Raw genomic sequence first — 14223 nt, forward strand, 5'->3', positions numbered from 1 at the left:
TACAAAGCTATGTGTCTACAAAATAGGCTCTAATAGACCGCATATAAGTGTCTATCGCATTCCTTTTATTTTAGTAGACGCCATCAGCTTTTTTAAGGCGGTTCAGTCGGAAGGCATCATTTCCGTTTCGCAAAAATAGCAAAATATACGGTATTTAACAATCAGTGAAACCTCTCTTTTTTATTCCATTTCGATAAATGAGTTGCTAACAGAAAACGGTCTATCTTCTTCACGAACACCTCTTTCCTTATCTGGATTTGCACCCATTTCCAATACTAAGATGCCTCCATTGTTTATAGCTGAATAGGTGAGGTAATTTTTCGAATAGTCCTGCCCGTTTAAAGAGGCCTTTTGTATGTATACGTTGTCTGCGTTATTTTTATCCGCCTGAATAATGAATTCTTTCCCATTTTCTAAACTAATGGTGATTTTATTAAATGCCGGGCTTCCCAGGACATATTGATCAGTTCCGGGACAAACGCTGTAGAAACCGAGGGCGCTTAATACATACCACGATGAGGTCTGTCCTTGATCCTCATCACCAGGATAGCCGTTTTCTGTGCTGTTATATAGCCTGCGCATAACTTCCCGTGCATGATACTGCGCTTTCCAGGGCTGACCCGCGTAATTGTATAGATATACCATATGCTGAATCGGTTGATTGCCGTGAGCATATTGTCCCATATTCGCCATTACCATTTCGGTCATCTCGTGAATCAAGCCGCCATAAGTGCCTACATTCACGCGGTTCGGTTCCGTAAATACGGAGTCTAATTTAGCAATAAAGTTGGCATCTCCACCTAAGAGTTTAATCAGTCCTTCTGTGTCATGGAAAACCGACCAAACCCAGTGCCAGGCGTTTCCTTCAGTAAAAGGACCACCCCATTCGGCGGGATCAAAATTGTTGTTCCAGTTACCATTTTTATCTCTTCCGCGCATAAATCGGGTTTTGGAGTCGTAGACGTTCCGATAGTTAAACATTTGCCGTTTAAAAATGTCCGCGTAAAAGGGTTGATTGGTCATTTTTGCAAGTTGGTAACCACAGAAGTCATCATAAGCGTATTCCAACGTTTTGGCAGTAGCTTCTCTTACCTCCGGATAGGGGACATAACCCAACTGGTAATATTCCTTCCAGCCATCCCTGCCATTGGCTGGCCCCCATGGTCCCTTGTTAGTAGCCTCATGTAAATAAGCCTCCAGTGCTTTTTTAGGGTCAAATGTACGAATACCCTTAGCCCAAGCATCGGCTAGTAGCGAAATGGCATGATTGCCGATCATACTTCCTGCTTCACTGGGAAAAGACCAGGAGGGTAGCCAACCACACTGTTCGTAAGCGGCAAGTAGCGCCTGCATATACTGGCCATGCATTGTTGGATAGAGAAGCGCATTTAAAGGGAATTGTGCCCTAAACGTGTCCCAAAAACCGGTATCCGTAAACATATGGCCCGGATACACTTTTCCATCATACGGACTGAAATAATAAGGTTTACCATCCTTATCATACTCAAAATACTGACGGGAAAAAAGACTTGCTCTGAAGAAGCAGCTATAAAAGGTAGCTTTGTCTTCTTCACTGCCTCCTTCCACCTTAATTCTTCCCAAATGTTTATTCCAGACAGTAGCCGCACGATTTTTGGTTACTTCCAGCTTTTTATCATCTCCCAGTTCTCTGTCTAAATTAAGTTCAGCCTGCTCTTGACTGATATAAGAAGAGGCCACTTTAACTTGTACAGTTGCACCTGATTTGAACACCAAATAAGCACCTTTTCCATCGCCTTCTGCTTCCAAAGTCCGTGCATCGGTCGTGTTTTTCCTGTTCTCCCACGTACCATAATCAAGAAACGGCTGATCAAACTCGGCCACAAAGAAGCTTTTAAAACCCTCTTTAAATCCGCGACCATTATGTACATAGCCAATGATTTTCCTTTCTTTGGGTAGAATTTTAACCAAGCTATAACCCGTATAACCATCAAGCACTAGAAACGCCTTATGTCCCTTTGGGAACGAAAAGCGCAAATGCGCGCCTCTCTCGGTTGGAGCCATTTCTGTTTGGATATGATTATCCATTTTTACCTGATAGTAATAGGGCTTGGCAATTTCATTTTCATGTGAAAATCCCGTCGCTCGCTTTTCTTCGTCTACCTGTAGACTGTCAATCGTTGGAAAAAAAGAAAATACAGCATAATCATTTGTCCATGAACTGCATTGGTGCGCTTGTTGAAAGCCTCTTAAGGTTTTCTTAAAATACTGGTATTTCCAACCGTCTCCATTTTTTCCGGTTTGTGGCGTCCAAGTATGCATACCAAATGGCAATGCTGTTGTTGGATAGGTATTCCCTCGAGTAAGCTCATGCTTGGAATTAGTCCCTTGTAAAGTATTGACATAGTCAGCCAGTTGTTTTTCTGCTGCTAGGCCCGATGAAGAGCATAAAAGAAGTAAGGTAACTGTTTTTAGTTTCATGACGGTTTTTTTGGTTATAGCTATTTCTATCGGTTTCAAATATAATTAAATCGTTTTAGCTTTCTTAAGAATTTTTTACCTTACATTTTATACCGGTAGTTATCCACCACCACCTAACTTGAAACTTAGCGCGCGGATTTGTGTAATCGAGGTCACTTTGAAAGTGTAGCGGCTTAAACTGTTCTTTTCTTTAAGGTAATGACGCTGATTTCAGGCCAAATACCTACTCTTCCTGAAAAGCCTATAAAACCAAATCCGCGATTTACGTTAATATATTGCTTTCCTTTATTATATAGGCCTGCCCATTGATTGTAAATATATTTAACAGCGCTCCACCTGAAACCGGGAATTTCGATGCCGAATTGCATGCCGTGTGTATGGCCCGCTAAGGTTAGATGAACCGGCATGGGGTGCCGTAAAATTTCAGCTTCCCAATGAGTAGGATCATGTGATAATACGACCGTGAAGCTATCACGATCTACGGTAGACATCGCTTTTTCGAGATTGCCATAGCGCGCGAAATTCTTACCCCAGTTTTGTACACCAACCAAGTTGATGAATTGACCATTTTTCTCCAATTTGACATGTTCATCAAGCAATAAACGGAAACCCATTTCTTTTTGCATGGTCTTTAATCGGTTCAAATTGGCTGCCTTTGCATCCGGAGAAGGCCATTCGGTATAGTCGCCGTAGTCGTGATTACCTAATATGGAATAGACACCAAAGGGAGCATTTAATCGGGCAAATAAACTTTGCCATTCATCCAATTCGATGGACTCATTGTTTACCAAATCACCGGTGAAAACCAATAAGTCGCTTTTCTGCTCATTTGCTAGTTCTATTCCTCTTTTAACCGAGGCGTGATCCGTGAAGCTGCCACAATGTATATCGGATAGTTGTGTAATGGTAAAGTTATCAAAGGCCTCGGGTAAATCTTCGAAATATAAGGTATGATGATGCACTTTATATTGATATTTACCTCGAGACATCCCGTAAATGATGGCAAGGAAAGGGACGGCGCTAACGCCAAGTATAATTTGACCAATGAATTTTCTTCTTTCGGGATAAGGGATGTTGTTCTTGAAATTCCATGCATAGCTTCCTAAACGAGTGATATCCTCCAAGAGGAGGAAAGGAAGTACTAATAACTTGGGAACCAAGCTAAGTAAAACAAAACCGACGAGTACAAAGATGTATTTGGCCGGTAGCAGTTTTGGGTTTATAAATATTAAAAAGAGTACGATTAAAATCAACACAAGATCAAACAGCCAATAAGCCCAATGAACTCCATTTCGAGTGGCACTTGATAGATTTTGCGTAACTGACTTTAGCGATTGAAAAAAGTAAAAATCTAAAATCAACCAAATTGGTATAATAAATAATATTCTACTGAACATTCCTATAGTTTTTAATGCATTAGACGTACAAGGTAGGAAAATGTTGTAGCATGTGTTAAGAAATTTTTATGAGTACAGCTATAAATGAAATTAGCCTTACATTCATTTATTTCCAGTCGTGTTCTATTCGTTTTCCATTCCTGTGATATTCGTGCGCTATCCGTGCTATGTACGCTCTATAGAAAAGCAAGGAAACACGGGTATACACCAAAGGGATACCGAATGACAGGTGGATCTAACGTGGACTAAAGGTGGATTTCACGTGGATTTGACGTGGAATGCAAGGCCAAAAATTTACTGAGAATGTTTAGGAGGAGAAGGGTATCACAAATTTACGAAAAAACGATGGATTTTGTCGTTATATGGTGTTTTCGTTAAATTGTTTTCTCTCCATGTAAATAGTATCATGAAGCTTATACTGAATGAAATAAATTACTTCCTATTTGCGCTTTAGCGAGGAATTATTTATGTTTGGATAATGACAAGGTCTGTTTAATAAACCAATATAAAATATTTATGCGAGTCTTTCACACAACAATCAGTTAATTGAGATGTTCGGTAAAGCCAACGTTGGCACTGCTGTTTGTAAAAGATTTCGTTATGATCGTCGGATACTAAAAACACATATATGACAGAGAAAAATTATGATGCCATTGTTATTGGGTCAGGCATTAGCGGTGGTTGGGCCGCTAAAGAACTTACAGAGAGCGGATTAAAAACGCTGATGTTGGAACGTGGCCGGAATGTAGAGCATGTAAAGGATTATGGCTTTGCGGCAAAGGATATATGGGATTACCCATACCGTAATAATAGAAGTCAAAAAATGCTTCATGAGCATCCTATACAGGCTCGTTATTGGCCTATGACGGAAGGTAATGTCAATTTTTTAGTCAATGAAATTGATAATCCTTATGTAGAAGTCAAACGTTTTGATTGGGTTAGGGGATATCAGGTAGGAGGAAAATCATTGATATGGGGACGGCAGAGCTATCGTCTGAGCGATGTAGACTTTACAGCTAATCTTCGCGATGGGATTGCGGTCGACTGGCCCATCCGTTATAAAGACCTCGCTCCTTGGTACAGTTATGTGGAACGCTTTGCCGGTATAAGCGGTAATCGTGATGGGATTTCTATTTTACCCGATGGCGAATTTTTGCCACCGATGGAACTGAATGTTGTAGAGAAGGATGTAGCAGCTCGTATTAAAAAGCACTATAGCGATAAGCGCGCGATGATTATCGGTCGAGTTGCCAACATCACGAAACCGCTGCCCGGAAGGATTAACTGTCAATACCAAAACCAATGTAGCAACGGATGTAATTTTGGAGGCTATTTTAGTACACAGTCGTCTACTTTACCTGCGGCGGTCAAGACGGGTAATTTAACCGTTCGGCCGTGGTCGATTGTCATGGAGATCCTATATGATAAGGAATTGAAAAAAGCCAAAGGTGTTCGGATTCTAGATGCCGAAAATGGACAGACTTATGAGTATTTCGCTAAAGTCATTTTCGTAAATGCATCGGCACTTAACTCCGCTTGGGTATTAATGAACTCTGCGACGGATATCTGGGAAGGCGGATTGGGTAGCAGTTCGGGGGAATTAGGGCATAACGTAATGGATCATACACTAGGTAACGGAGCTAGAGGGATTGTAGAAGGCTATGAGGATAAATATGTCTATGGCAGACGAGCAAATGGCGTGTACATACCGCGTTTTCAGAATATCGGTGATGATAAACGTTCATTTATTAGAGGATATGGTTACCAAGGTGGAGCAGGTCGGGATGCATGGCAACGATCTATAGCTGAATTGAGTATTGGGGCGGGGCTGAAGGAAGAATTATGCGAACCGGGAGTTTGGTCGATTGGCCTTACCGGTTTTGGTGAGATTTTACCTTATCACGAGAACAGGGTATATATCGATAAAAATCGGAAAGATAAATGGGGTTTACCGGTTTTGGCAATCGATGCAGAAATTAAAGAGAATGAAAAATTGATGATTGATGATATTATAAAAGAAGGAAAAGAGATGCTCGAAGCTGCGGGGGTTAAAGAAGTAACGGGATACCGTAGTGTATTTGCCATGGGACAAGGCATTCATGAAATGGGTACGGCCCGTATGGGACGAGATCCCAAGACCTCCGTGTTAAACGCTCATAACCAAGTTTGGGATGCACCTAATGTTTTTGTAACAGATGGCGCTGCCATGACTTCCTCGGGTTGCGTTAATCCCTCGCTTACTTATATGGCCATGACGGCGAGAGCGGCTGCTTTTGCTGTAGAAGAGTTGAAGAAAGGGAACCTTTAGGCGTTCATCCATCCATTGTAATTCCCTTCCTTTTTGCTACCTTAGTGATGCAAACAGGAAGGAGAAAGAGAATCATCTGATGGTAGGTGGGGGTATTGTCTATTTCCGCTAATATTGGGCGTTCCTAAGCAATGGTATCGTAATTAATAAATGAAAACACATACCACAAATTACAAAAATACATTCATTGAAGTAGCGGATGATTGTACTGCAAAAAAGGGCGAAATTCCTCCGGAGAAAAAATCCGGCAAAACGATTGCCAACATGCAGTTTGATCTGATTATGAAACATCCTTATCAATACACCTCTGATGATATCTTGTTTCAATGTTTTGTCTGGAAGAATGATTTAAAAGGCGATCTGACTGCTGCGAGAGCGGATTTTTTTTCCAAGGGACAGGCCTGCTTGCGATCTTCTCCTTTAGCAAAGCGCTATGGATGGGGCATTCATAGTAACGAAGAAGGAAAGGTGACTTTGTATGGTGTCGACTCGGACGACTATGCTTATTTCTGCAAGGATAAGCAATTAAAAATAGTAAAAGCAATGCGTTCGAAAAGAGTGTAGTTTGTTCATCAATAGTAGATTATGGTTAAACAAAGCAAAACACTTCGTACCTGCGACCAAGGACATCAGTATTATAAAAGTAGCGATTGCCCCGTATGTCCCCTATGCGAACAGCAACGCGCGGTAACCGAAGATTTTCTTGCTGCAATTGCTGCACCTGCCCGAAGGGCCTTGGAAAACCAAGGCATTACAACCTTGCGTAAATTGGCAAGCTTTAGTGAAAAGGAAATTCTTAGCCTGCATGGTATGGGACCTGGATCGATCCCGAAACTTAAACAAAAGCTCGAAGAGAAAGGGCTGGCTTTTCGAAAATAGAAGGCCGTTGTTGCCAACATATCCCCGGTAAAATAATTATAAAACGGATAGCCTATTGAGATTGGTAATATCGATTTCTTTTTCCATAAAGATGCTTTCAAGCGCATCGAAACCATGTTTCTCCCGATATTTACATTCGGCATCTGAAATGGGGATTAGCAATAAGAAATGAACCTTTTTGTTGGAGAGTTTCATTTGCTCAAGCTTTTCTTGCCACATCACCGGCTCCACAAAAAGCAAATGTTTTAAATGGGTGCCCTTATGGTACATATCAATCATGTTCTTAAACACGGTGCCGGGTTGACAAGTCCACTTGTTCTTGGTAACGAAGAAGCCTGCCGTCGATAATATATTTGCCCATTTATCGCTACTTTCGTTACCTGCTATCATCAATTCAATTGGGATGTTTTTTAACACGCCCTTGATCATTTCTATTTCATTGGGGTAATCTGATAAGCCTATCGTACAGTAAATCTTACTTTTTGGATCCATTGGGTCGATGCAGTTTAGGATATGGAGACTATTTTCTCTATTGTCATCGTAGTAAGCATAAACCTGTGGATCAATGCCAATGGCTGCAGCTACAGCATGCGCTAGCTGAACGTTATCTTGACTGGGAAGCATTTGATTATGTATAGGGTAATCTGACATGTGTTTTTCGTAGTGTAAAGAAATAATATTTTCTACAAAAAGCAAAACGAAGAAACCGCTTTCTCGCCAGAAATCTATAATAAGCTATTTGGGTCCGTCCGGTCGATAAAAATTAACAGCGTTTTATCTCTTTCTGATAAAGCTTGTTAAATCCCGAGAAATCTTGAATTAAGATAATCGACGTGATGAGGCGATCAACCAAACTAATAATATTGACATAAGGCCTGTGATAGGTCTCACCGGATTTGACAAGCGTGAAGATGTTTTCTCCCACGACAATTACCCTGTCATCTCGCATAACGAAAACGGAAGGGGTCAATTTTTGGAAAATAGCTACTGAAGGCAGCAGATTCTTATAGAAATTAATGACATTCTGTTTGCCTTTGAAAATTCCGCTTATGGGTGTGCCTTCCGGAATGGTGGAGTGGAAGATTACATCTTCTGCCAAACTATTAAATATCGGCAGCATATTGCCGGTCCGGTCAGCTTCGGTATAAATGTTTTTCACGATATTCAATGCTTCAATTTTATCCATGGCTGTATCAATTAAAGGGTCCCGTTTCCTTCCAATAACGCTTTACAAAATAAATAATCGTATTTAAGGAGCTATGCGCTAAAACACGACAAATAAAGGGTAATTTGCGTATCGCTTCAGAGCAAAAATACTAATAAAATACGCAGTATTACTAATTAATTTAGTTTTAATTTTTTGTTAAGGATTTCATTAAAGTCAACTGGAGAAATATTACTAATGCCGGAAATTGATTAAGTTTGAGTAATAAATTCTAATCCGCTTAAACTCAATCGATGAATAAAAAAAATGGCATATTGCTTGTCTTTGTTTTACTGAAGTTTATATTGCAATATGCTTTGGTAAATTCAACGTACGAATTGCATCGTGACGAATTTTTGCACCTCGATCAGGGAAACCACTTAGCATGGGGATTTTTATCTGTTCCACCGGTCACCTCTATCATATCAAAAATAATTTATTTTCTGGGTAACACCCTATTTTGGATTCGATTTTTTCCGGCTCTGTTTGGAGCCCTCACCTTGATATTTGTTTGGAAAGCAGTCGAAGAGCTTAAGGGAAATCTTTTTTCTTTGATATTGGCTGCTACGGCCATACTTTTTTCTGTTCTTTTACGCTTGAATATTCTTTATCAACCCAATTCATTGGATGTGCTTTGCTGGACGGCTTTTTACTTCATCTTTTTGAAATATATCAATTCGGCGGATAGCAAATGGCTTTATGCGGGCGCACTTATCTTCGCTTTAGGCTTTCTGAATAAATACAATATAATTTTCCTGCTGGTTGGACTTTTTCCTGCGTTGCTTTTGACCCCGCAACGAAGTATTTTCCTTAAACCATCCTTTTATATATCCACTTTATTAACCTTACTGCTTATCGCGCCAAATCTTTGGTGGCAATATAAGCACCACTTTCCCGTATATCATCATTTAAAAGAATTAACGGATACACAATTGATTAATGTCAGTAGAGTAGGCTTTTTGAAGGAACAGGTCATTTATTTTTTAGGTTCTTTGTTTGTTCTCTTTGCTGCCTTTTATGCATTGGTCTTCTATGCTCCTTTTAAAAAGTATCGGGTCTTCTTTTGGTCTTTTTGTATCACCTTAATGGTGTTTATTGCTTTAAAAGCTAAAGGATATTATGCTATTGGCTTATATCCTATCTATTTGGCTTTTGGATCCGCTTATCTGGGAGAGTTATTAAAAAGAGGAAGCACTAAGGTTAATAATTTACGCTTTGCCTGCGTTTTGCTCCCTTTTTTGTTTTTTATACCGATGTACCATACTGCATTCCCGAATAAGACTCCGGCCTATATCTTGGCGCATCAGGCGACCTATCGTGCTTTAGGCTTGCTTAGGTGGGAGGATGGTAAAGATCACCTTCTACCGCAGGATTTTGCTGATATGCTGGGATGGAAGGAATTGGCAAACAAGGTTGATCTTGCTTTTTCAAGGCTTCCGAAAGGAGAGCATACACTGGTGCTTTGCGATAATTACGGACAAGCAGGTGCCATCAATTATTACAAGAAGACAAAGGAGGTGACTGCCGTTTCCTTCAATGCCGATTATCTTCATTGGATAAATTTGGATAAAAAGTATGTTCATTTGATACGTGTAAAAAATTACAGAGAGGTAAAGGAGGAGTTAAAGGAAACCAGTCCCTTTTTTGCCGATACCTTTGTGGCTGATTCCGTAACCAACCCCTACGCGCGTGAATATGGGACGACTGTCTTCATTTTCAGGAATACCCATATTGATATAAACGAACGTATCAAGCGAGAAATTAACGAAAATGAAATTAGGGACTAATCATGGGGTCGTTTACTTGATGGACAGCCTATCAATATACTATTTTTGTTTCGACTGCAATTGTTCGATTGCTGTCTGCCTTTGGCAATAAGACATGATAAGTGACAGTAGCCGCTACGGCACTTATATCCTGATGAAAGGTGACAACTAATCGTTCCTCTCCCGTACAGCTTTTTTTTAACTCATACGTTATTGAATGATTGCCTGATTTTAGTCCTTTTCTTCCTATTAACAGGTCATATTTCTCGAAATCGATGGCTGGATGACAGCTCCCTGTTACCTTTTCATCATAAGTATGCTTCGTTCGGATTAATTCATGTGTTTCCTTTAGATCGATATGAAATGCATAGCGAGTATCGGTACACCCGTAAACTTCTTCAAGGGAAGGTAATGGCACATACATAAGTAGCATGCATTCTTTGTCCTCCCTATCTTCTTTATCGCAAGCGAAAATTGAAAGGAAAAAAGAGATTAATATGATTCCTCGTTTCATAACAGGCTTTAATGAGGTTAGGCCTATACAACGATTTCCCTTCAAAAAACGCGACAACTATGTTCAAAATAGCGGTGCATAGGTTAAATCGATTTCCGGTAGGGGTCTTCTGCTCTAATGTTGTCTTATCATTAGCTGATGCGCAGCAATGAAATTTTTTAAAAAGATGACGATTTTCTTATCAATTTGCTTTTGGACCGGATTCGCTATCCTTTCCTTTGTCCTTTTATCCGCGATGGTTTTGATAGGTGTTTTTGTTTGGGTTTTAAATCTACTGCACGAGGCAACAGGGGATATTTAGTATATGCAATTATGGCGAGCTTCATTTATAAGAATAGCAACATCGGTAAAGGGTTTATCAAGGGCGCCTATCACATTTCTTTATTTTTATTAGAACGCACAGAATAGATTTTCTTCATGCGTTGCAGCTTATAATGATCCAATCGCTGGGTTGTAAAGATTATAAAATTCTGAAACTCTTGTATTTGCCTTGTGTCAAAAAATATTTATCCAAATAGCAAAAAACCTAGAAAGAAAAACGATGAGCTTCTGAAAGGCGCATTTGAAGAATGGTTCCCGGAGTTTTTACGGTTCCTTTATCCCAACAAATAAAGTTAAGGACTGATTTAGGATGATGTCTCAATTATGAATAAGCATCGTCCATTTTTCAGAGATTTCTGTCAAAGTCAAATATACTTTTCTACACTCATTTTCTTATACAAAACTAGATATAGGCGTTTAAGGAGGGCTTTGCCCAGTAGGTAGGCAGTCGGCCAAAGACTCTTCCCAAAAGAAGAAAATATTTAAAAATCAAAAAGAGGCCCTAAATACGCAGGCCTCCAATATAGATAATAAATCGACACATGCCGTCGAGCCCCGCGCTTATACCTCTCTTGAAGATGGCTTCGGTGGTTCGATTAATATTGGTCGGAACTTAATGGGTACTCGTTGCGAGCTCCATGGGGAAATTCCCAATCGAGTGCACCTTCAGTGCCGCTCAAGTTGGCTCGCAGGGGAGAGGACAGGGAGAGGAGAGAGGCTAGCTTTTTCTGAGACGAAAAGGTTTTATCCAGACATCACATTTAGGAATGTCCTGTTCTAATAAAAACGTGTTCATTTGGAAGGTGTTCTTTCGTAAACGAGCCGGTCTCTTCGACCTGTGTTCGACCGGTGCCCAGTAAGTTATTGAGTGTTTTTCGAGAATGCAGGTTCCCGAAGGGGGTAATACGCATGTCGGTAAAAATTTCGGAAATCGATCCAATCTTGCCCGAATAATTCTGAGACGCCAGCCTATCGGCAGGTAAGCGCTGTGGAATGATATGGTATGCGCCCTTCTCTTTCATTACCTTGTAAAGCTCCTTAAAAACAAGCGAGTAACTTTATGCAATCGATTGTTTTTCAGCAACATTTGCATCTGCTGGACTTTTTGACGAAGTTTATGTCAGGTTATCTCTTAGAACTCCGTCAACGGTATTGGGTGGAGTCATGTTGGCATCAATGAATAATGACATATTATGAACTTAAAAACACAAAAATTAAAAGGTATGCTATGTGGTGCTATCCTCATTGGAGTGACTTCTGCATGCGGCCAAAACCAACAAGAACAGGAGCGGAGAACTCCTTTGGATTTGGTCAACTTTAAGGAATTACCCGACCCGACGGCAGATACATTGTCTGATTGGTCTAAAGTAGAAAATGGATTACACGCTTCTTTTGTGACGATTGATAAACGTTTTCCGAAGTCCATAGCTCCTGACTTCGCCGTCGAAAAGCAAGCGTCTGTGACAGGGTGGAGAGGAGAGCGTGTCTCTGCTCAAATATTACTATGGACAAATGCTGAAATTGCCGGTGCGCAAGTGGACGTATCAGGTTTTCGTGCAGAAAGCGGCAGCGATTTGCCATCGGATATAGCGTCTACCCATTTTGTTCGTTATGTGATGACAGATGAGTACGCCGGGGGATGTGGTCATCGTAAGCCGGAAGATTTCGCCTCGTCTCTGTCGCCCGATATGTTAGATAATCTGAACTCTTTCGATCTCGAAGCAAAGAAGGTACGGCCAGTTTGGGTAACATTACGTATTCCGGAAGACGCAAAACCAGGTTACTATACGGCAAAGGTACAAGTGAAAGCTGCTGAAGTACCCACGCAAGAACTGAATCTCTCTTTACATGTTATAGATAAGCTCCTGCCTAAGCCATCGGAATGGACTTACCATTTAGATCAATGGCAACATCCATCGGCAGTAGCACGTGTAGAAGGGCTCGAAATGTGGTCGGAGGAACATTTCAAAGCGCTGAAACCACAGATGCAGATGTTAGCAGACGTCGGGCAGAAAGTGATCACTGCGACCCTTAACAAAGATCCTTGGAATGTGCAGACATTTGACCCTTATGCAGATATGATTATATGGACAAAGCAAAAGGATGGTTCCTGGAAGTATGATTACAGCGTATTTGATAAATGGGTGCAGTTTATGCTGGATCTTGGTGTTAACAAGATGATAAATTGTTATTCCATCATCCCTTGGAATAATGAAATCCATTATAATGATGAAACAAGTGGTGAATTGGTAAATGTCGAGGCTAAACCGGGTACACCTATATTTGAGCAATTATGGACGCCGTTCTTAGAAGATTTCGTAGAACACCTTCGGGGGAAGGGGTGGTTGGAAAAAACAAATATAGCCATTGATGAACGTACGAGGGAAGAAGTGGACGGTGCTTTGACTTTATTACAAAAAGTGTCACCGGAATTAGGTGTTTCTTATGCTGATAACCAAAGAACTTATCGACGTTATCCGAATAGCGACGATGTTAGTATTGCAATGGGACACCCATTTTCGGAAGAAGATCTAAAAGACCGTCAATCACGGGGATTGAACACGACGTTTTATATCTATTGCGGTAATGCGTTTCCCAATCAGTTTACATTTTCTGACCCAGCGGAATCTGTCCTCGTGGCGTGGTTTGCAGAAGCAGCGAATTTTGACGGTATGTTACGATGGGCATTCAATTCTTGGGTAGAAAATCCATTGTTAGATTCCCGTTTCCGTACCTGGCCGGCGGGCGATACCTATATCGTCTACCCAAATGCTAGAAGCTCGATTCGTTACGAGCGACTGTTGGAGGGGCTTCAAGACTATGCGAAGATTCAAGTTGTGAAACGAGCACTGGAAAATAAGGGAGACCAAGCTAACTTAGATCGGTTGGAAACGGCCATCCAGAAATTGAAGATTACGAAACCTAACCAGACTTGGAATCAAGATCTCAACGATGCAAAAGGATTGCTTAATGAGCTTTCGGTTCAATTGGTACAATAGGAGGAAAACAACTTTTGTTCAAATAAGAGGCTTTCTGAAAAGCTTCACTAAAGAAGATTCCCGATACCCAGAAGTGTCGGGGATTTTCATTGTCGCCTTAAATATTATAATTTAAGAGTGCTTGTAACGAAGAAAGGACCTCAAGGCTCTTCCCTCAAACCGTCCGAGCCTATTTCCGGAAGATATTTTTTTCCAGCCCCCCTTTTAACCATCCTGTTCGACTTATTGCTTATTTACTGATCAACAACGAATTAGACGCAATAAAAAAAGGGAAAGATTCGTTTAATTTGAATCTTTCCCCTGAGGTAGACCCTAGGGGAAGAATATCGAACCGTTTTTTGGACGATTTAAGAAAAATTGTGAATTATTAAAGCT

General features: G+C 40.7%; 11 protein-coding genes and 1 riboswitch. Of the genes, 5 read left to right on the forward strand and 6 right to left on the reverse strand.

The genetic code is table 11. From position 1 onward, the window contains the following. Positions 1 to 67: 67 nt before the first annotated feature. Positions 68 to 133, reverse strand: a riboswitch (Fluoride riboswitch). A 47-nt stretch (positions 134 to 180) separates the two neighbouring features. Both E0E36_RS23655 and E0E36_RS23660 read right to left on the reverse strand, forming a co-directional pair. After that, entirely contained in the window at positions 181 to 2460 is a 2280-nt protein-coding gene (locus tag E0E36_RS23655) for a GH92 family glycosyl hydrolase (RefSeq protein ID WP_130858013.1), read from the reverse strand. Positions 2461 to 2633: 173 nt separating this feature from the next. Continuing rightward, positions 2634 to 3857, reverse strand: coding sequence for a metallophosphoesterase (locus tag E0E36_RS23660; RefSeq protein WP_130858014.1), 1224 nt, complete (start codon positions 3855 to 3857; stop codon positions 2634 to 2636). Between the two features lie 628 nt (positions 3858 to 4485). Here E0E36_RS23660 and E0E36_RS23665 point away from each other — a divergent pair. The 3 genes from E0E36_RS23665 (at position 4486) to E0E36_RS23675 (ending at position 7044) form a co-directional block, all read left to right on the forward strand. Further along, complete coding sequence (locus tag E0E36_RS23665) at positions 4486 to 6165, forward strand: GMC oxidoreductase (RefSeq protein ID WP_130858015.1); 1680 nt, start codon at positions 4486 to 4488, stop codon at positions 6163 to 6165. 150 nt (positions 6166 to 6315) lie between these two features. Continuing rightward, on the forward strand, positions 6316 to 6729 hold the full coding sequence (locus E0E36_RS23670; RefSeq protein ID WP_130858016.1) for a DUF6157 family protein: 414 nt from the start codon (positions 6316 to 6318) through the stop codon (positions 6727 to 6729). Between the two features lie 21 nt (positions 6730 to 6750). Continuing rightward, entirely contained in the window at positions 6751 to 7044 is a 294-nt protein-coding gene (locus E0E36_RS23675) for a DNA-directed RNA polymerase subunit alpha C-terminal domain-containing protein (RefSeq protein ID WP_130858017.1), read from the forward strand. Positions 7045 to 7080: 36 nt separating this feature from the next. Here the strand turns inward: E0E36_RS23675 and E0E36_RS23680 are convergent, their stop codons facing one another. Next, entirely contained in the window at positions 7081 to 7695 is a 615-nt protein-coding gene (locus E0E36_RS23680; RefSeq protein ID WP_130858018.1) for a suppressor of fused domain protein, read from the reverse strand. Between the two features lie 112 nt (positions 7696 to 7807). Next, positions 7808 to 8230 carry a nuclear transport factor 2 family protein gene (locus tag E0E36_RS23685; RefSeq protein WP_130858019.1) on the reverse strand — a complete coding sequence of 141 codons (423 nt, stop codon included), beginning with the start codon at positions 8228 to 8230 and terminating at the stop codon, positions 7808 to 7810. 272 nt (positions 8231 to 8502) lie between these two features. Here E0E36_RS23685 and E0E36_RS23690 point away from each other — a divergent pair, with 272 nt between their 5' ends. Next, positions 8503 to 10035, forward strand: coding sequence for a glycosyltransferase family 39 protein (locus E0E36_RS23690; RefSeq protein WP_130858020.1), 1533 nt, complete (start codon positions 8503 to 8505; stop codon positions 10033 to 10035). Between the two features lie 31 nt (positions 10036 to 10066). Here E0E36_RS23690 and E0E36_RS23695 read toward each other — a convergent pair whose 3' ends face one another. Together E0E36_RS23695 and E0E36_RS23700 are read right to left on the reverse strand one after the other, a co-directional pair. Beyond that, positions 10067 to 10528: a hypothetical protein gene (locus tag E0E36_RS23695; RefSeq protein WP_130858021.1), complete on the reverse strand. Its 462-nt coding sequence runs from the start codon at positions 10526 to 10528 to the stop codon at positions 10067 to 10069. Between the two features lie 1082 nt (positions 10529 to 11610). Next, positions 11611 to 11871, reverse strand: a complete 261-nt coding sequence (locus tag E0E36_RS23700; protein WP_130858022.1) for a hypothetical protein — start codon at positions 11869 to 11871, stop codon at positions 11611 to 11613. 171 nt (positions 11872 to 12042) lie between these two features. Here E0E36_RS23700 and E0E36_RS23705 point away from each other — a divergent pair, with 171 nt between their 5' ends. Further along, a complete protein-coding gene (locus tag E0E36_RS23705; protein WP_207303803.1) occupies positions 12043 to 13848 on the forward strand; it encodes a DUF4091 domain-containing protein in 1806 nt (601 codons plus the stop codon). Positions 13849 to 14223 lie beyond the last annotated feature (375 nt).

The sequence above is a fragment of the Olivibacter jilunii genome, assembly GCF_900607235.1.
GTDB classification, from domain to species: domain Bacteria; phylum Bacteroidota; class Bacteroidia; order Sphingobacteriales; family Sphingobacteriaceae; genus Olivibacter; species Olivibacter oleidegradans.

Coding starts and splice junctions, on each gene's coding strand:
- E0E36_RS23655 (WP_130858013.1), bottom strand. CDS start 2,460: ATGAAACTAAAAACAGTTACCTTACTTCTTTTATGCTCTTCATCGGGC.
- E0E36_RS23660 (WP_130858014.1), bottom strand. CDS start 3,857: ATGTTCAGTAGAATATTATTTATTATACCAATTTGGTTGATTTTAGAT.
- E0E36_RS23665 (WP_130858015.1), top strand. CDS start 4,486: ATGACAGAGAAAAATTATGATGCCATTGTTATTGGGTCAGGCATTAGC.
- E0E36_RS23670 (WP_130858016.1), top strand. CDS start 6,316: ATGAAAACACATACCACAAATTACAAAAATACATTCATTGAAGTAGCG.
- E0E36_RS23675 (WP_130858017.1), top strand. CDS start 6,751: ATGGTTAAACAAAGCAAAACACTTCGTACCTGCGACCAAGGACATCAG.
- E0E36_RS23680 (WP_130858018.1), bottom strand. CDS start 7,695: ATGTCAGATTACCCTATACATAATCAAATGCTTCCCAGTCAAGATAAC.
- E0E36_RS23685 (WP_130858019.1), bottom strand. CDS start 8,230: ATGGATAAAATTGAAGCATTGAATATCGTGAAAAACATTTATACCGAA.
- E0E36_RS23690 (WP_130858020.1), top strand. CDS start 8,503: ATGAATAAAAAAAATGGCATATTGCTTGTCTTTGTTTTACTGAAGTTT.
- E0E36_RS23695 (WP_130858021.1), bottom strand. CDS start 10,528: ATGAAACGAGGAATCATATTAATCTCTTTTTTCCTTTCAATTTTCGCT.
- E0E36_RS23700 (WP_130858022.1), bottom strand. CDS start 11,871: ATGAAAGAGAAGGGCGCATACCATATCATTCCACAGCGCTTACCTGCC.
- E0E36_RS23705 (WP_207303803.1), top strand. CDS start 12,043: ATGAACTTAAAAACACAAAAATTAAAAGGTATGCTATGTGGTGCTATC.